At 52.9% G+C, this 18,204-nt stretch carries 18 protein-coding genes; 5 read left to right on the top strand and 13 right to left on the bottom strand.

The features are described from left to right. The first annotated feature begins 113 nt into the window (after positions 1-113). Positions 114-809, top strand: a complete 696-nt coding sequence (locus tag WFP70_RS05695) for a helix-turn-helix transcriptional regulator (protein WP_337022903.1) — start codon at positions 114-116, stop codon at positions 807-809. 5 nt (positions 810-814) lie between these two features. Here WFP70_RS05695 and WFP70_RS05690 read toward each other — a convergent pair whose 3' ends face one another. The 5 genes from WFP70_RS05690 to WFP70_RS05670 all read right to left on the bottom strand — a co-directional run bounded on the left by WFP70_RS05690 (position 815) and on the right by WFP70_RS05670 (position 4,103). Continuing rightward, complete coding sequence (locus WFP70_RS05690; protein WP_337022902.1) at positions 815-1,459, bottom strand: anti-sigma factor; 645 nt, start codon at positions 1,457-1,459, stop codon at positions 815-817. After that, positions 1,456-2,010, bottom strand: a complete 555-nt coding sequence (locus WFP70_RS05685; protein WP_337022901.1) for an RNA polymerase sigma factor — start codon at positions 2,008-2,010, stop codon at positions 1,456-1,458. Before WFP70_RS05685 ends, WFP70_RS05690 begins: the two co-directional genes overlap by 4 nt. Before the next feature lie 43 nt (positions 2,011-2,053). Continuing rightward, on the bottom strand, positions 2,054-2,572 hold the full coding sequence (locus WFP70_RS05680; RefSeq protein WP_337023040.1) for a fasciclin domain-containing protein: 519 nt from the start codon (positions 2,570-2,572) through the stop codon (positions 2,054-2,056). Positions 2,573-2,718: 146 nt separating this feature from the next. Then, the gene (locus tag WFP70_RS05675) at positions 2,719-2,943 is read right to left on the bottom strand and encodes a hypothetical protein (RefSeq protein ID WP_337022900.1); all 225 of its coding nucleotides are present in this window, start codon (positions 2,941-2,943) and stop codon (positions 2,719-2,721) included. 209 nt (positions 2,944-3,152) lie between these two features. Next, positions 3,153-4,103, bottom strand: a complete 951-nt coding sequence (locus WFP70_RS05670; protein ID WP_337022899.1) for a bifunctional helix-turn-helix transcriptional regulator/GNAT family N-acetyltransferase — start codon at positions 4,101-4,103, stop codon at positions 3,153-3,155. A gap of 225 nt (positions 4,104-4,328) precedes the next feature. On the opposite strand from WFP70_RS05670, the gene WFP70_RS05665 reads away from it, so the two are divergent. After that, entirely contained in the window at positions 4,329-4,712 is a 384-nt protein-coding gene (locus WFP70_RS05665) for a VOC family protein (protein ID WP_337022898.1), read from the top strand. A 37-nt stretch (positions 4,713-4,749) separates the two neighbouring features. Here the strand turns inward: WFP70_RS05665 and WFP70_RS05660 are convergent, their stop codons facing one another. From WFP70_RS05660 to WFP70_RS05640, 5 genes are all read right to left on the bottom strand, one after another. Next, positions 4,750-7,038: a molybdopterin-dependent oxidoreductase gene (locus WFP70_RS05660; RefSeq protein ID WP_337022897.1), complete on the bottom strand. Its 2,289-nt coding sequence runs from the start codon at positions 7,036-7,038 to the stop codon at positions 4,750-4,752. Between the two features lie 35 nt (positions 7,039-7,073). Beyond that, positions 7,074-7,835: an amino acid ABC transporter ATP-binding protein gene (locus WFP70_RS05655; RefSeq protein WP_337022896.1), complete on the bottom strand. Its 762-nt coding sequence runs from the start codon at positions 7,833-7,835 to the stop codon at positions 7,074-7,076. Beyond that, entirely contained in the window at positions 7,828-8,751 is a 924-nt protein-coding gene (locus WFP70_RS05650; RefSeq protein ID WP_034827514.1) for an amino acid ABC transporter permease, read from the bottom strand. Before WFP70_RS05650 ends, WFP70_RS05655 begins: the two co-directional genes overlap by 8 nt. Further along, entirely contained in the window at positions 8,748-9,644 is an 897-nt protein-coding gene (locus WFP70_RS05645; RefSeq protein WP_058961755.1) for an ABC transporter substrate-binding protein, read from the bottom strand. Before WFP70_RS05645 ends, WFP70_RS05650 begins: the two co-directional genes overlap by 4 nt. A 328-nt stretch (positions 9,645-9,972) precedes the next feature. Continuing rightward, positions 9,973-11,163 (bottom strand): glycoside hydrolase family 5 protein, encoded by a 1,191-nt coding sequence (locus WFP70_RS05640; RefSeq protein WP_337022895.1) that lies wholly within the window; start codon positions 11,161-11,163, stop codon positions 9,973-9,975. Positions 11,164-11,493: 330 nt separating this feature from the next. Here WFP70_RS05640 and WFP70_RS05635 point away from each other — a divergent pair, with 330 nt between their 5' ends. From WFP70_RS05635 to WFP70_RS05625, 3 genes are all read left to right on the top strand, one after another. Beyond that, a complete protein-coding gene (locus WFP70_RS05635) occupies positions 11,494-13,674 on the top strand; it encodes a TonB-dependent siderophore receptor (protein WP_337022894.1) in 2,181 nt (726 codons plus the stop codon). A gap of 205 nt (positions 13,675-13,879) precedes the next feature. After that, the gene (iolE, locus tag WFP70_RS05630) at positions 13,880-14,803 is read left to right on the top strand and encodes a myo-inosose-2 dehydratase (protein WP_337022893.1); all 924 of its coding nucleotides are present in this window, start codon (positions 13,880-13,882) and stop codon (positions 14,801-14,803) included. A 10-nt stretch (positions 14,804-14,813) separates the two neighbouring features. Further along, entirely contained in the window at positions 14,814-15,995 is a 1,182-nt protein-coding gene (locus WFP70_RS05625) for a Gfo/Idh/MocA family protein (protein WP_337022892.1), read from the top strand. On the opposite strand, the gene WFP70_RS05620 is transcribed toward WFP70_RS05625, so the two are convergent. From WFP70_RS05620 to WFP70_RS05610, 3 genes are all read right to left on the bottom strand, one after another. Next, positions 15,992-16,906 (bottom strand): alpha/beta fold hydrolase, encoded by a 915-nt coding sequence (locus WFP70_RS05620; protein WP_337022891.1) that lies wholly within the window; start codon positions 16,904-16,906, stop codon positions 15,992-15,994. The genes WFP70_RS05625 and WFP70_RS05620 overlap by 4 nt on opposite strands. 217 nt (positions 16,907-17,123) lie before the next feature. Next, positions 17,124-17,567 carry a GNAT family N-acetyltransferase gene (locus tag WFP70_RS05615; RefSeq protein ID WP_160867775.1) on the bottom strand — a complete coding sequence of 148 codons (444 nt, stop codon included), beginning with the start codon at positions 17,565-17,567 and terminating at the stop codon, positions 17,124-17,126. Beyond that, complete coding sequence (locus tag WFP70_RS05610) at positions 17,551-18,096, bottom strand: GNAT family N-acetyltransferase (RefSeq protein ID WP_337022890.1); 546 nt, start codon at positions 18,094-18,096, stop codon at positions 17,551-17,553. The genes WFP70_RS05615 and WFP70_RS05610 overlap by 17 nt, the downstream gene beginning before the upstream one ends. Between the last annotated feature and the right edge of the window lie 108 nt (positions 18,097-18,204).

Below are 18,204 nucleotides of genomic sequence, written 5' to 3'. Positions count from 1 at the left end.
GGGATGGCGAGTGCCGTATTACACTACAGGTCGCCGCACTTGCGCTGGAGTCAACTCTGGTGCGTGCGGCTGGACTGCTCCTGACTGCCAGACTCTTAGCATAGGCACACACCATGACCAAAACCCAGCGACTGATGGAGCTTGTGCAATTGTTACGTTGTCACCGCTATCCGGTGACTGCGCAGCATCTAGCAGAGCAACTCAGCATAAGCGTGCGTACCGTCTATCGCGACATCATCTGCCTGCAGCAGCAAGGCGTGGAAATCGAGGGCAGCGCGGGACTGGGGTATTTGCTGAAATCCGACGGTCATTTACCGCCCTTGATGTTTTCCCGTCATGAGATTGATGCGCTGGCGTTGGGCCTTGACTGGGTCAGCCGCCACACTGATGCTGAATTGAAATCCGCCGCACAACACGCGCTGGCAAAAATCTATGCCGTAATGCCAGCGCATTTATCGCAAGGCATCGATCATCAATCACTGCTGATCGCTTCACGGGGAGAAGCCCTGTTTGAGCAGCACCTGCCGGAACTGCGTCAGGCAATCCATACCCGCAACAAAATCTCGCTGCGTTATAAAGATCTTAAAGACGTGTCATCCACTCGCATCATCTGGCCCGTGGTGCTGGGGTATTTTGACCGCGTGCGTCTGCTGTGTGGCTGGTGCGAACTGCGCCAGGATTTTCGTAATTTCCGCGTCGACCGCATTGAAGAGATTGTGGTTGAGGATGAAAACTATCCCGGGACGCGCCATCAGTTGCTTAAGCGCTGGAAGGATTATCAGCAAGCACGCTATCCCGATGCTCGATGATGGCTTTACAGCATACCGCTGTAAAGCACCGGTCCGGTGGGTTGCCCCGTTGGCGAACCGCCCTGCGGTTCCAGGCTGATGGCAAGGGTCGCCCCTGCTTCCAGGGCTCGATTATCCATTTCTATTTGCGTTGCCGCATGGTCTGCCAGTAAACCCAGCGAGACCGGGGATTGCCCCGCAGGAATCAGCCAAAGTTGCAAACTCCTGGACGCATTAATGGCGACAGGTTTAATCGGAGATAATTGCAGATAACGGCGGTCGCTGCTGCGGCTCACGACCCATTGCCCCTGATGCTGCGAATCCCCCAGAATCACCAACGGTGCGAATTCATCAGGACGATGGTTGTAATACGATACCAGGGTGAATGCCGCAAGACCCGCAGCTACCAGCCAGCCAACATAAGGATTGGCGCGTCTCACCGGGGTTTTAGCCGGAAGACTCAAGGCAATTTTTTTCCACACGCGTTCAGGCGGGACTTCAGGTCGCAAATGGGTGTCCATTCCTGCCAGCATTGTCTGCCAGCTTGCCACTTTCGCCGCCAGTTCCGGCTCTTGTTGCAGCCGCCTCTCGAAACGCAACCGTGCATTGCCGCGTAATGTTCCCAGGGCATATTCGGCGGCGAGCGCATCATCATGTTTATTGTTTTTCATAAGCCCACGCACTCCCGAAGATGCTCCATCGCACGACGAATCCAACTTTTCACTGACCCTACCGGTTGCTGCATCCAGGCCGCAATATCGTTGTGTGACATCCCCTGATAATAAGCCAGCGTGACGCTTTGGCGCTGCTCACTGCTAAGATGCTGCAAGCAATGTTGTAAACGAGCCGCCTGCGAATCATCGAACGGCTGCTCTGTATTAGCGGTATCCATTTCCTGAGTACTGTCACTGTATTCCTCTGACGCCAGCGCTTCTCGCGCCTGCCCGCTGCGTAACCAGTCGATACAACGGTTACGCACGATATGCGTCATCCAGGTCATGGGGGCGCTAAGTGCGGCATCATAGCTGTCGGCTCGATTCCAAATAGTGAGGAAACAATCGTGCAGCACCTCTTCCGCCCAGGCTCGCTGGCGTAATGTGCGCAAAGCCAGGGCGAAAAGATGAGGCGAAGCGAGTCGATACAATTGTTCAAATGCCTGGCGATCGCCTTGCGCAATCGCCCGCATTAATTTCACCTGCTGTTCAGCCAAAACGTTATCCATGTTTTTCCCGGAAGGCATTGAAATGCCTTCCGAGTATAGACAATTACTTAGGCATCAGAACGGTATCGATAACATCAATCACACCGTTTTTCTGATTCACATCATAAGTGCTGATATTGGCCACATTGCCTTGGCCATCTTTAAGCTGAATATTGTGAGGGCCATTACTCATAATCCACAAAGGCTGACCGTTCACAGTTTTCAGCTCCGCGTGACCGCCACCTTGTTTGAGATAGGTGAGGATGCTGGTCAGTTGGGCTTTGTTTTCTGGTTTCACCAAATTATCCACGGTGCCAGCAGGCAATTTCGCAAACGCGGCGTTGGTTGGCGCGAACACAGTGAAAGGCCCTTTTCCTTCGAGTGTTTCCACTAAACCTGCTGCCTTCACTGCGGCCACTAACGTAGTGTGATCTTTAGAATTGAGTGCATTTTCAATGATGTTTTTCTGCGGATACATAGCGGCACCGCCGACCATGACAGAATCAGAATTCATGGCAGCGAAGGTGGTGGCAGTGAACATTAACGCACCGGAGATGACGGCAGTGGTGATTAGCTTTTTCATCATAAATCCTCGTTGTAGGGGAGCGAAGAATTTGCTCACAACGGGATATACGTAAGGAGGGGGCCAACTGGATGCAGAGAAAAATAAAAAAAATTTCGCCCCTCACAAAACGGTTTAAAACACCGTCATGTGAGGGTTCGCTGGCTTTACATCTCGTCTTCAGGTTCCAGGGCGTCCTGAATGGCATCAGCCAGATTAGAAATTTCATTCGCTACCGCCTGAAGATCCCACGACGCTTTTGAACCGCTGGCAGAGGTTGAAGCGCTGACGGATTCTTTCGCCACCGCTAAAGCGGCCGCCACAGCGATGGTTCGCTTGTGTTGTTCTGGCGTCATACCCATTGGGGGTAGTGCAAAGTAGTCATTGACCATTTCATCTCTCCGTTTACCGCGTTCAAATAATTAATCCTGCGTGCATTATCAGGATATTGAGCGCGAGCGCGACTAAAAGTTCACGTAATGCTCCTGACAGATGCTGTTAAAGCGAGCACGTCCTACAGCGGTAATTTTGGCAAAGAGATATTCGCTGGTAACTCACCCAGAAAAAAACCTGTCAAAACTGAGTCGATAATCCAGCATGCCTAAACGATTTTTCGGGTGAACTGTTGCTCAGTAAGGGGGCTTCCCCACTGATCGCCCTCCCATTCTTTTGACAATTCAAATCCGAATGATTCGTACAATCGTCTGGCCGCGGTAAGTTGATTAAACGTCCATAACTGTACTGAAGCGAATTTCTGTTCATCACAAAATCTCGTCGCTTCTGAAATCAGTTTTCTGCCCAATCCGCTACCACGACACCCGTCGTCAAGGATGAACCAGCGCAGATGCGCCTCATTATTTCCCAGATCTTCACCGTCAATGGCAACTGACCCGACAATGCGTTCATTCAACATTGCCAGCCAAATCTGATTACAGGGTTTTTCCAGTCGCAACGCAAAATCAGCCAGACCGGCAGCAACCTTCGCTTCAAAGAAATGGCCGAAGTGATGCTCTCTGGCGTAAAAGCTGCCATGCATTTCTGTAATACGACCAATCATACCTGCATGATAACCCGAGACTATCTTGACGTTATTTTGCACTTGCCCTGCGGTGTTTTCCCGACAGGCTTTCAACGCGCTGGCGTATGACGATAGGCCCTGTGATACAGCGTCCTGATTATAGGGATCGAGTTTTCTGAGCGCTGCTGCTACTCGTTGGTCAGCGTAAGCATTGATGCTCTGCACGGTATCTTTACCCTTCCCGGTGAGGCTCAGTCGCTTGGTCCTCGCGTCTTCTGAACATGGACTTTCTTCAAGTTCTCCGGCTTCAACGAGTTTAGCGAGCATGCGGCTGACGCTGGACTTCTCCAGCCCCAAAATCTGCACCAGTTGAGCCGCTGTCATTGAGCCATGAAGTTCAACTTCAAGCATGGCGTGAACGGCTGAGGGAGGATAATCCGTCGCAGCCAGATTTTGGTTCATAAAACCCAGTTCTCGCACCATTAAACGTGATGACACACGGATTTTTTTTATGTTTTGAAGTTCAGTAGTCATTTACGGTACCTTGCCAAATTAGTTGCACAATACAACCATTAGCACACAGGGTTTGTCAATGATTGACTCCCGGCGACGCCAGGTTCAGAGATTGAATTAGCGACTGCCGTGTAAACCCTCGCCCACTCTTAACTGACCCACTTTCCAGCGTGGCTGGCGCTACTGACAGAATCTGTCACAGCCGCCCCGTACTATGCAGCCGTAAACCCACAAGGAGAAAAAACCATGTTTACTGCTGATATGACCATCCTTTATGTACCGAACGTCGTCAAAAGCGCTGACTTTTATGCATCGCTGTTCGATATCAAGCCGATTAATGTCACGCCCACTTTTGCGATGTTTGTTTTTGAGAATGGATTCAAACTGGGCTTGTGGTCGAAATATACCGTTCAACCGCCGGTGGAGACGCAACATATTACGGCCAACGGTGAAATTACTTTTAAAGTGCAGCACAAAGCCGACGTCGATTTCCTTTACAACGAATGGGGTGCTTTCCGGGAGATCACCATTGTACAGTCACCGACCGAGATGGATTTTGGCTACACCTTCACGGCTATCGATCCTGATGGGCATCGTCTGCGCGTAATGTGGTTGCAGTTAGAAGATTAATGTTCTGGGGCGGCCATGCGGCCGCCCATTGAGAACGCTAACTTTGCGGCGGGATGAATGCCTGCACCGGCGTCAGTTCCCCGGTGTATTTACGCACCTGCACTACGGTGATTTGGCCACTGCAGCCTTGAGTCAACGACGAGGTGCCAATATCCAGCGTCAGCACATTCGGGTTGCCGTGGCGGCATAACGGTCGCAACGCGGTGGGATCGACCGGATCGTACCAGGCCCCCGTTGGCAACTGCACCACGCCCGGCATCACCGTGTCGGTTACACGCGCGCTGGCGAGTACGTGACCTCGCTGGTTGTATAGCTCAATAATCTCGCCGTCTTGAATGCCCAGCGATGCCGCATCATCCGAATTCAGGCTGCATACCTCACGTCCATCACGTTTGCCACTCAGGCTGTAATCACCGAAATCCAGCTGACTGTGCAAACGCGTCGCGGGCTGATTGGCAATGAGCCAGAACGGATGGTCGGCATCGGGCTTTTGCTGCGGCTCTCGCCACACCGGATGTCCGGGGCAGTTTTCATAATCGAAACTGGCGATAGTCGCCGAGTAGATTTCGATTTTCCCGCTCGGCGTTGGCAGTGGTGCAGCATCTGGATCGGCGCGGAAGGCATTCATCATCCGTCCACCGTCTTTAAGCTGCGGCAATTCCAGCACGCCCTGCTGCCAGAATTGTTCAAAATCGGGAATGTCGACCTGATGCGTTGCCAGCTTTTGCTGCAACTGTGCGTAATGGTGTTTCAGCCAGCCACGCGTATCGCGACCTTCGGTAAACGCCTCTTCACGTCCCAGCCTGCGCGCCAGCTCAGCAAAAATGGCGTAATCGTCTTTGGCTTCGCCGTGCGGTTGCGCGACCGGCTGCATAGCAAACAGATGGCGATCGGTTGGCGCACCGCCGATATCTTCTCGCTCCAGCGTCATGGTCGCGGGCAATACGATATCGGCATGCCGTGCACTGGCCGTCCACGCAATCTCATGCACAATCAGCGTATCCAGCTGGCAAAATGCCTGACGGAGTCGCGCTAAATCCTGATGGTGGTGGAACGGATTACCGCCCGCCCAGTAAGCCAGACGAATATGCGGATAGGTTAAGCGGCGGCCATTGTAGTCGAACGGTTTGCCGGGATTGAGCAACATGTCTGAGATGCGCGCCACCGGGATCAGGCGATCGATGCCATTCTTGCCCTGCGGTAAAGCCGGGAAACTTACCAGGTTGTGATGCTTACCGTAATGACCCAACGCGCCCAGCGCATAGGTGTAACCGCCGCCCGGTAAACCCGGTTGGCCCAGCGCCGCGGCCAGTACCAGCCCAAGCCACACCGGTTGTTCGCCGTGCTCCGAACGTTGCAGCGCATGCGCAACGGTGACCAGCACACGCTTACCGGGTAAGTGACGGGCAAAATCAGCGATAAAGGCCGCGCTGACGCCGCAGATCTCTGCCGCCCAGGCGGCATCGCGTCGCGTGCCATCTTCTTCACCACGGATATAAGCGACCATTTCCGGCCAACCCACGGTATAGCGACTGAGGAAGGCTTCATCCGTTAGCTGTTCTTCAATCAATACGGATAAAACACCGAGTATAAAGGCAGCATCGGTGCCTGGACGCAAGGCCAGCCATTCTCCTTTGGCTTCCTCAGGGAGATCGCTTTTTAGCGGGCTAACCGAGATAAAACGTGTGCCGCGCTGGGCGGCCTGCTGCATAAAGCCGCGCTCGGTGTGCTCGCTTAATCCGCCGCTCGCCACCTGTGAGTTTTTTAACGCCAGACCGCCGAATGCGATGACGATTTCACTGTGCTGGGCAATCTCTTCCCAGCTTACGCCGCGTCGCGCTATCTCATTCATGTCGCCGACGATATGCGGCAGCAGCACCGAAGCAGAGCCGGAACTGTAGCTGTTCACCGAACGCACGTAGCCGCCCAGCGTGGTATTCAGGAAGCGGTGCACCTGGCTTTGTGCATGGTGAAAACGTCCGGCGCTCGACCAGCCATAAGAACCGCCAAAAATGCCTTCCGGGCCATGAGTGTCGCCCACACGCTTCAATTCACGCGAGACCAGTTCGTAAGCCTGTTCCCAGCTAACCGCAACGTATTCATCATTGCCACGGCGCTGATCCGGGCCGGGGCCCTCTTCCAGCCAGCCACGACGCACCATCGGGCGCGAGACGCGTGCCGGATGATTAAGCGCAGTGCGAAAGTTTTGCAGCAGCGGGCTGGGATCGGGATCGCCTTTAAAGGGTTCGATAGTGAGCTGGTCGCCCGATTGCTGGGCATGAAAAGCGCCCCAGTGGGCGCTGTGCATTACCGGTTTTTGCGTCATCACTGTTCCTGGCTGTCAAAAATGAAAAACGGTGCTTAGAGCACCGTTGCAATAAAGTTTCTTACGCGCCCGTTTTCCGGGTCGTCGAGGACTTGTTGAGTGGGTCCAGCTGCCACGATTTTGCCGTCTTCCATAAAGACAATGTTGTCGGCAACCTCGCGCGCGAAACCAATCTCGTGCGTCACAATCACCATGGTGATGCCGGAGTGCGCCAGTTGCTTAATCACTTGCAACACTTCGCCCACCAGTTCTGGATCCAGTGCCGATGTCGGCTCATCGAACAGCATCACACCCGGGTCCATCGCCAGCGCGCGCGCAATGGCCACACGCTGTTGCTGTCCGCCGGAAAGATTCTGCGGCCACTCCTCTTCGCGCCCTGCCAGCCCCACCTGCTTAAGCAGCGACAGCGCTTTGCTGGTCGCCTGTTGACGGTTCTGCTTTTTCACGCGCATCGGTGCATCAACGATGTTCTGTAACACCGTGCGATGCGGGAACAGGTTGAACTGCTGGAACACCATGCCAATTTGCGCACGCTGACGCGCAATCTCACTGCTGCTTAACTCATGCAGCGCCTGGCCTTTCTGCTTGTAGCCAATGATTTCGCCACCGATGCGAATGGTGCCACCATCCAGCTTTTCCAGATGGTTGATGCAGCGCAGCAAGGTGGATTTCCCCGAACCTGAAGGCCCGAGGATTACCGTGACTGAACCAGCGGGAATATCCAGATTCACTTCGTTCAAAATCGTGACGCCGGAAAAGCTTTTGGTGACTTTACGTAAGGCGATCGATTCAGCCATTGCTCACGCTCCTTTCAGGTTTCTGCGCGCTAAAGCCCGGCAATGATTTAAACAGGCTGCGTTTTTCACGGCGCGTGACGCCACGGCCAAAATAGCGTTCAACGTAGAACTGACCAATCGACAGCACCGAAGTCATCAACAGATACCACAGCGTCGCCACCAGCAGCAGCGGAATCACTTCATAAGTACGCTGATAAATGATCTGCGCAGAGAACAATACGTCCTGCAAGGAAATCACGGACACCACCGCCGTGGTTTTTAACTGACCAATAATTTCATTTCCCGCGGGCGGCATAATCGCGCGCATCGCCTGTGGCAACACGGTATGACGGAAAATCTGCGCCGGGCGATAGCCCAGCGCACGCGCCGCTTCCAGTTGACCATTGCCCACGCTCTGGATACCGGCACGCACAATTTCTGCGGCATAGGCAGATTGATGCATCACCAGCGCGATCACTGCCGCACTGAATGGACTCACCAACGCATTAGACTGGGTACTCCACAGCTCGCCCAATCCGGGAATAGAGAGTGAAATCGTTGGATAGAGCGCGGCAATGTTGTACCACAGGAACAGCTGTACCAGCATCGGCACACCCCGGAAAAACCAGGTGTAGAACCAACTCACACCCACCAGCACGGGGTTGGATGAGAGGCGCATCAGCGCCAGCACCGTACCAAAAGCAAAGCCCAGCACCACCGAAATCGCCGTCAGTTGCAGCGTCATTAATACGCCCTGCAGGATCGATTCGCCGGTGAAGTTTTCCGCAATCACGCTCCATTCGAAGCGTGGATTGTTAATCATCGAGTGCGCCATTGCCACGACGCACAACAGCACCACCAGCGCACTCAGCCAGCGTCCGTAGTAACGTTTGCCGACAATTTTCAAATCATCGGTGTGGTCACGTACATCACTCATTGAAAGATTTCCTGGTTACGTTTGGATTCTTTAACCGCGCCAAAACCAATGCCCCAGTTGTCAAGGATCTTCTGGTAGCTACCATCTTTGATCAGCGAGTTAAGCGCCGCTTGCACCGCAGGCTCAAGCGCAGAATCTTTCGGGAAAGCCACAGAAACGGGCGCGTCATGCACGGTGATTTCGCCGCTCAGGGTGATAGGTTTAATCACCTTCGCCTGCCACAGCAGACCTTCGTACGGGCCGAGGAACATCGGTACGCGACCGCTGACGACAGCCTGAACACCGGCTGGACGATCCGGGAATACGGATACTTTGATCGGCTTTTTACCCGCTGCTTCACAGGCTTTGCTGGCTTCTTCCAGACGCGTCACCTGCGTAGTGCCTGAACCTGCGCCAACTTCCAGGCCGCACACGGCGTCCAGAGTTTTGAACGGTGCCACATTGGCATCTTTGCGCGAGATAATGCCCAACAGGCTGGCATCGTAATAGCTCACGAAATCGATAATTTTGGCGCGGGTCGCGGTGGCATTAATGTTCGAGAGCGCAACATCGTAACGACCGGTTTTCAGGCCGGGAATGATGTTGTCGAAACCGCCGGTGTCACGCCACTGGACCTGGATCCCTAAGCGTTCGCCCACGGCGTTCATCACGTCAATTTCACGTCCGGCCAGGGTTTTGTTGTCTTCTTTATAGAAGGTGGTCGGCGGCGTGTTGGGGTTGGTTCCTGCCACGATGTAGCCGCGCTTAACCACATCCGCCGGCAGCAGGCTTTTCAGTGCCGGGTCGGCCTTAACATGGAGTGAGCTGTCAGTCGGGACGGATTGATCGGCGGCAAACGCGGTGTGTGCACTCAATGCAAGTGCAAGCAAGGTGATACCTTTGGCGAGTTTCACTGGAACCTTCTCCTGATATATATAAATGTTTCCCTGTCGGGAAAAGGCGTTGAGGTAGCGATGTATTTTTCTTCTTTCTCACCTCACAGCGGAAAGAAATTGTCATCCTCAGAACGTCCCGCAGCCATTCTCAGTAAGATGTGCAGCGATCACAAATGCGAAAAACGGATATCTATTGCCAGATTTCGGGAATAGAACTCGGCGCCCGTGGTGACGGGGATGACCGCGCCAGCGATGGCGCGGTTTGAAGTGAGGTATTCAGATTTAGTCAGGTATTCAACAGCCTGCTTTTACCATGGCTTATGAACGTTTTCTTCTTAACAAGACTTTATCGTTCTAAACGTTTGCGTATAGGCTCGAACTCTTTTGTCGCATGACGCGGTATGAGGTCGGGTAAATTTTGCTCCGCAGCCTGCCAGTATTGCCACGGTACTTTCTTGTCGCCCAATTCGTAATCCATCCCATCCCAGCTGTCTTCCCGGAAGCTGTAAAACGCCCAGTGCGACTGCTGCTGATCCAGCACCTTTAACACATCCTCCAGATATTGCGTGCACCCTGGTAAGGTGCGGACACAACCGAACTCACCGACCACCATTTGATGGCGAGCCACACCGTGCGATTTCGCCCACTCAAACGGTAGCGCTAAATATTCTGCTACGCGTTGTGCATCCCACTGTTGCTGCAATCCCGCAAACGGGACTTTACCCGGGTAAGGCCAGGGCGCTTTACGTTTGGCATTCGGTGCACTGGTGGCGGAATAAGGCTCATACATGTGCACGCTATATAACACCCGTTTATCTTCGAGCGGCTGTGGCCAATACGTGAAGGCATCGGCGGCAGCGTACCAGCCACTGTCGACCATCACCGGCGTCTGCTGATCGACTTCGCGAATCGCCGCAATCACGGTGCGGTAAAACTCCGGTAAATCCCGCGCGGTACCCTTGTGCTGCAGATACCAGCTTTTCATGGTTGCGGCAGACGCATGTTCGTCCAGACCGCCCATTTTCTCCGGTGCGGGTTCATTAATGATGTTGTATGCCGCTACTGCAGGGTGGTCTTGCAATGCAGCCGCAAGGTCACGCCAATAACGGGCACTTTGCTGCCAGAAAGCGTTGTCTTGCCACAGCCGGTCGTCGAACTGTCCGCCGTTATTTTGTGACCAGCGCATGCTGGGTAAGGAAAGCGGCGTAATCACCACTTTCAACCCTGCTGCCTCAGCGTTATCCAGCACATTTCTCAAAGTGGCGACATCTTCCGCCACTAATCCCTGGTAGCGATCCGCACTGCCCAGCAGAAAATCACGCTGTTTGGTGGGCCATTTATCCCAGGAGAGCCGCACCCAAGAGGCACCGTAAGTGTGGAGAGCATTGAAATAAGCAGTATTGGGTGGAATGCGATTAAAACTGTTGCCGCCATGTTGAGGTTGCAGCCAGAAATCCATCTTATCGGCGGCTCTGGCAACAGGAATAGTGAACGAAATCAGTAGCAGGAATGTAAAGGTTTGTATGATCTGGCGCACACTTTCTCCTTGATTTATGAGAGTCCCAGGCACCCTTTTTGGTGCAGGCTCGAAGCTAAACGGATTCCCATGTAGTTACTGTGCGTTATCACTGATTTTAGTCTACTGATTTGCAAGGAATTGATGACAGTTTGATGAACGCTTTTCCTCCGCAACGTTTTTTAAGCACAAACGTCACTCTGGCTTTACGTTTCTTCACGTTTCCCCCGCATTTAGCACCAATCATGGAGAAAAAAAGGAGACGCCGGTTTGTCGCATATACAATGAGAAACATTCTCATTATCATGCGCACTTGCTTACATATGTTAATACTTCAGGGAGAAGATTTAAGTGAATGTAACTTTGTATGTCAGGAAGCGCCCTCTTGCACTGATTGTGGCAGCCTTGCTCACCTCACCTGCTTATGCCGCAGAACCCACGGAAAAACTGGCTGACGATGAATCAATGATCGTCACTGCAGAACAGGGTCTGAAACAACAGCCTGGCGTTTCCACTATTACCGCTGAGGACATTGAGAAAAGCCCACCGGTTAACGACCTCTCCGATATCATCCGCAAAATGCCGGGCGTCAACCTGACCGGTAACGGGGCCAGCGGTAGTCGTGGCAACAACCGCCAGATTGATATTCGCGGCATGGGCCCGGAAAACACCTTAATCCTGATCGATGGCGTGCCAGTGAGTTCGCGTAACTCCGTGCGTTACAGCTGGCGTGGCGAACGTGACTCGCGTGGTGATACCAACTGGGTGCCCGCGGAGATGGTAGAACGTATTGAAGTGATTCGCGGCCCAGCCGCCGCGCGTTACGGTTCCGGTGCGGCTGGCGGCGTGGTGAACATCATCACTAAACGCCCGACCAATGACTGGCATGGATCACTGTCACTGTTCACCAATCAGCCCGAAAACAGTAAAGAGGGTGACACGCGTCGCGCCAACTTCAATTTGAGTGGCCCACTGGCTGGCGATGCGTTAACCATGCGTCTGTATGGCAATATCAACCGCACCGATGCGGATGCTTATGATATCAATACCGCTCAAAACGGCTCTTATGCTGCGGGACGGGAAGGGGTACGTAATAAAGATATTAACGGTGTACTGTCATGGAAAATCACCCCTACTCAGATCGTTGATTTCTCTTACGGATATAGCCGTCAGGGCAATATCTATGCGGGCGACACGCAGAACAGCAATGGAAATAGCAGTGCAGGTGGTTTAGTTGAATCTCTGTACGGCAGTGAAACAAACCGCTTATATCGTCAGAGCTATGGCGTCACTCATAACGGTATCTGGGATTGGGGCACATCCAAACTTAATTTCAACTACGAGAAGACCAATAACACTCGCTTGAAAGAAGGCACTGCCGGAAGTGTTGAAGGGATGATCAACAGTGATGTTTATTCGACCAGTCGTCTGGAAAGTTATCGTGCTGGCGGAGAAATAAACTTCCCACTGGAAATATTGGTGGACCAAACCGTGACGTTGGGAGCGGAATGGAACCGCGATGAGCTCAATGACCCTGCGTCAATGCAATCTGCAAGTACAAACCTTTACTTGCCAGGTAGTTCAGGCGATCCGTCTCAGCGCAGCAGTACTAACTCCGCCACGATAAGTTCTCTTTATTTTGAAGATAATATTGCCGCCACTGACAGCACTGAAATTATTCCGGGTTTACGCTTTGATTATCATGATGCTTTTGGCGCTAACTGGAGTCCAAGCCTGAATATTTCGCAAGGATTGGGCGACTATTTTACGCTCAAAGCGGGTATTGCGAGGGCATTCAAGGCGCCTAACTTATATCAATCAACTCCCGGCTACCTGCTATCAACACGTGGCAATGGCTGCCCAATTGGCCTATCCCAATGTTATTTATTAGGGAATGACAATCTCGATCCTGAAGTGAGCGTCAATAAAGAAGTGGGACTAGAGTTTAACCACGCGGGTTATGTCGCGGGTATCACCTACTTCCGTAACGATTACAAAAACAAAATTGTATCCGGTACTGATGTTGTCTACACCAATGGTACTTACAACGTGCTTCAGTGGGAAAATGGAGGCAAAGCCATTGTAGAGGGGCTGGAAGGGAACCTGACTATTCCATTGATTGCGGACACACTTGAGTGGCGGTCTAATGCGACTTACATGTTCCGTTCAGAAAGTAAGAAGACCGGAAATCCTCTATCGGTCATTCCTGAATTTACTATCAACTCACAATTAGAGTGGCAAGCAACTGATAGCCTTAGCGCCAATATCAACTGGACGCAGTATGGTCGCCAAAAACCGCGCCAAAATGCAGAAACAGTTATTGAGGGAAGACCAGGAGGTCTTTCACAACGTGAAATCAAGCCATATTCCATTGTCGGCTTGAACCTCAATTACGACATCACTAAAAATTTGCGTGCTAATGCGGGTATTAACAACCTGTTTGATAAGCGCATTTACCGTGAAGATGAAGGTGCTTCAACTTACAACGAACCGGGCCGCGCCTATTACGCTGGCGTCACCCTGTCGTTCTAAGTCCTGATGGGTGGCCTTCTCAAGGCCGCCCCTATTCTCTTTAATTTCTATCTCCCTGTTAACCCATTAATTTCCATCCAAAATCACATCAATATTTTTTTGACGTTTAGCCTGCAAATTTTGATGGTTTTACGTCAAATAACCGCTCGCCGCTGCACATCGCATCCGCTAATTTCATCGCTATCTCCCCTACAGGATATAACCGATGATCAAAGAAGCGTTTTATCGCACAGGTCACCCCGCACCTCAACTCGGCGTCAGCCCACTCTCCTGGGTCAATGAAGTGCTGCAATACCTCGGCGCAGGGACCTCGGCCGAACACTGTTTGAAAGAAGCGAAACAGGCCGGATTTCAGGGCGTCGAGCTAAGTCGCATATTCCCGCGCGAACCCGGGGCATTGAAGCAGCTGTTGGCACAACATCAACTGCAGCTGGTGTCAGGCTGGCATGACGGATTTCTCACCGAACGCAGCGTTGAGCAGGAGCTGGATGCGGTGCACAACCATGCCACCCTGCTGCAGGAAAATGGCGCCAACGTGATGGTGTACGGCGAATGCGGCTGGATGGCTGACAACGCGCTGGATGTGCCACTGAGCACCCGACGTTTGTTGCTGGAGAGTCAGGTCGCCGACTATGCCGATCGCCTTTCCCGCTTTGCCGAAGCCCTGTTTGATCGGTACGGTTTACGCCTCGCCTATCACCACCATCTCATGATGGTGGCCGAAACGCTGCCGGAAATTCGTGCGCTGTTAAATGCCTGTTCGCCCGCCGTTGGCCTGTTACTGGATACCGGTCACGCCACCGCTGCCGGATTCTCCTATACGCAACTTATTGAGGAATTCGCCGACCGCATTTGCCACATCCATCTAAAAGATGTGCGGTTGGATCGCCTGCAACAAGTACGGGCCAGCGGTATGACCTTCAACGAAGCCGTGCTCGCAGGGATGTTTACCGTGCCAGGCGACGGCGGTATTGATTATCGGCCGCTGGCAGAGTTTATCGCTCGCAGCGGTTATCAGGGCTGGATGGTGGTGGAAGCCGAGCAGGATCCGGCGAAAGCGCCCCCATTGGAGACCGTGACTCGCGCACAACGTTTTGTTGCCCAACACATTTTACCTGCAAACGCTTAAGGAGCCGCTGATGGCTGGAAAAACACTGAATGTTGGCCTGATCGGTTCAGGCTTTATGGGCCAGGCACATGCCGATGCATGGCGCCGCGCGGGTTTACTGTATCGTAACCTGGCGCTGCAACCCGTTCTGCATACGCTGGCAGATGTCACGCCCGCACTGGCCGAAGAAGCGGCTCGACGCTACGGTTTTCAACACAGCACGGCGGACTGGCAGTCGCTGGTGAACAACCCTGAAATCGATATTGTTGATATCACCACGCCTAATAGCATGCACTTCGACATGGCGCTGGCCGCGATTCGTGCAGGTAAACACGTCTACTGCGAAAAGCCGCTCACCGTTTCGTTGCAGGAAGCACAAACCCTGACCCAGGAAGCTGAGCGAGCAGGTGTGAAAACCATCATGGCGTTCAATAACATCAAAACGCCGGCAGCGCAGTTGGCGAAGCAGATGATCGATCGCGGTGACATCGGCACACCGACACGCTTCCGTGGCTGGTTCGATCAGGGATTTTTCAACGATCCCGAGCTGCCATGGAGTTGGCGTTGCTCGCGCGAACAGGCCGGGTCTGGCTCACTCGGTGACTTAGGCTCACACGTGGTGAGCGTGGCGCAATATTTGATGGGGCCGATCAAGAGCGTGATCGGTCAGGAACAGCTGTTTATTGACACGCGCCCTGCGGCGGGTGGTGGCTCAGGGTATGGCGCACAAGCGGATAAGCAGGCGGCGCGTTTGAAAGTGGAAAACGACGATCAGTTCCAGGCGCTCGTCACTTTCGAGAACCGCGCCGGTGGCGTGATTGAATCTTCACGCATCTCCGCAGGAAAAGTGTTCGGCATTGCCTGGGAAATCTCGGGCACCGAAGGCACCATCATCATGGACGGTGAGCGCTTTAACGAACTGAAGATTGCACGTTATGGCGATGCGAAACACGATCGCGGCTTTAAAACCATTTATGCCGGTTCTCAGGTCGAGCAGTTTGGTGGCTTCTTTGGCTTCGATTTCGCAGGCGGTGGCTTGGGATACTTCGATGTGAAAGTGATCGAAATTTACGACCTGATTAAAGGCCTCAGCAGCGAAGCCGGTTGTTTCCCGGATTTCCGCTTTGGCCTGGAGAATCAGCAAATCATTGAAGCGATGGTGCGCTCATCTGCCAGTGGTCAACGTGTGGAGATCGCCAGTCTGCGCAACTAACTAAAAAACTCGTGCAGTGCTTCAGCCAGCGCCTGCGGTTGCTCATCCGGGATGAAGTGACCGCAGTGCGCGATTTTGATGCCTGAAACCTCAGCCGCAAACTCCTGAAGCGGAATCGCCATATCGGGGATCGAACCCTGATCGGCACTGATCGCCAGCAACGGCACCGTCAGTTTGCCGTTATCATGCAGCCATGCACGGTTTTGTTCCGCCGAGACGCTCACTTCGCGATAGGCCGCCATGCCTGCGCGCAATGCCCCGTTCTGTTGCAACAAGCGCACATATTCCGCCATATCTTCCGCGTCAAAAACCATTGGGCTGACGGCTTTGCGTTTCAGGAACCAATCCAGATAGATCTCTTCGCGCCCGGCAATTAAGGCTTCAGGCAGATCCGGCAGCAGATGGAAGGCAAAATGCCAGGTTTTCCAGGCCTTATCGGGCGTGGCAGGCAGCGCATCCGGCAAGGTCACGCCCGGAATGCCGGCATCAAGCAGTGCCAGTTTTTTTATCTGATTGGCATAACGCCGGGCAAACGGCCAGGCCACCCACGCACCAACATCATGCGCCGCAAGATAGTAGTGATGGATGTTCAGTTGCAGCAGCAGGCCCTGTACTTTTTCTGCCAGAGAAGTGGTGTCATAGCCGCTGTAAGGCTTATCGGAATCGCCCTGACCGGGGAGATCGGGCGCGATAATGAAGTAACGATCGCCAAGCAGAGCCATTACCTTGCGCCACGCAAACCAGCTTTGTGGGAACCCGGCTAACAGCACCAGGGTTTCACCTTGTGGGTTGCCGCCGCTAACGTAGTGGATGCGAACACCGTCTACGGTGGCGTAATGATGGGAAAAATCAGGCAGGTTGGTGACAGGTTGTGACCAGCGCGATGTTATTTTTAATTCTGAGGCATTCATCCGTTACTCCTACAATTGGAAATGGTTACTTCCTAATTGGTCAAATTTTTGGTCGGATAGGTCGAAAACATAATCGTTCCTGGTTGGCATGGTTGGCCGTGTTCTCATATCAAGATTTGAGTTTGTGGTAGGGGAAATACCATTTAGGAAATGATCGATTCCCAAATGGTACAGGATGGTAGGAAGAATTGACAAGCGGTGTGAGTGAAATTGCTGATTAGGGTGCAACACGGTATTGCACAAAATCCGTCTTCGTCGCGACCTGATCATACAGTGCCCGGGCACGGTAATTATTCTCGCGCGTCATCCAATACACTTTCGAGCAGTTCAACGCCTCAGCGGCAGCATTCACCGCTGCGATTAACGCGCGACCCGTGCCTTGTTTACGCCCGTCTGGGCTGACGAACAGATCCTGCAGGTAACAATAGTCACCCAGGGTCCAGGTGCTGCGATGGCAAATAAAATGCACCAGCCCAGTCAATTTTCCCTGCTCCTCCGCCACCAGACAATGCATCGGTTCGCCTTCCGCAACCAATCGTTGAAATGTCGTATTGGTGACTTCTTCCGTGACCTCACTGACATAGAAGTCGAGATAGCCCAACCACAGCGATTTCCACTGTGCGTAATCCTCTGCAGTGAGTTTTCTAATGACCTGTTCCATTTCTTTCTCTCCATTGTTGGCGTGTGATGGTGAACATCAAACTGGCGGGCGGATCTTGCGGATTAAACACCCTTTCGAGGAAAGTCATCCCGACCTTTTCCAGTACGCGGCGTGATGCGGTGTGGTTTACTCTCACCACACCGACAATTTCTTTCAGTTTTAGATCTTCAAAACCGTGGCGGATAGCGCGATGCGCGAGTTCTGTCGCATAGCCTTTTCCCCAGGCATCCGGTTCAAAACGGTAACCCAGATTGTTGGTTCTGCGCCCGTTGAATTCGCTGACGAATACGCCACCGAAACCAATCACGTGTTGAGGATCGCTTTTCTCCATAATGACCCAGTCATCGAAACCATGAATAGCGCGGTCTTTGATTCTGCGTAATAACACTTCTCGCGCATGATCAAGGCTTGGATAAGGCCCGCGTGGGTTAAATTGATGTGTTCGTGCATCGCCATAGATGCGAAAAAGCGCCTGCAAATCCGTGCGCTCAATCGGCCGATACAGCAGCCTTTCAGACTCCCAATGCATTCATTTCCTCGCCGTTTTTTGTTATCCAGCGAAGTAACATAGCACCGCGACATCGCTTTGAGTGTTAAGAATTTTTGCTATGATGTCAGCCCATCTTTCTAATGATTG

Source organism: Pantoea sp. USMM079 (assembly GCF_037153115.1).
Taxonomy (GTDB): Bacteria; Pseudomonadota; Gammaproteobacteria; order Enterobacterales; family Enterobacteriaceae; genus Pantoea; species Pantoea communis.
Note: the sequence above shows the minus strand (reverse complement) of the source record. Positions and strands in the feature narration are given on the sequence as shown.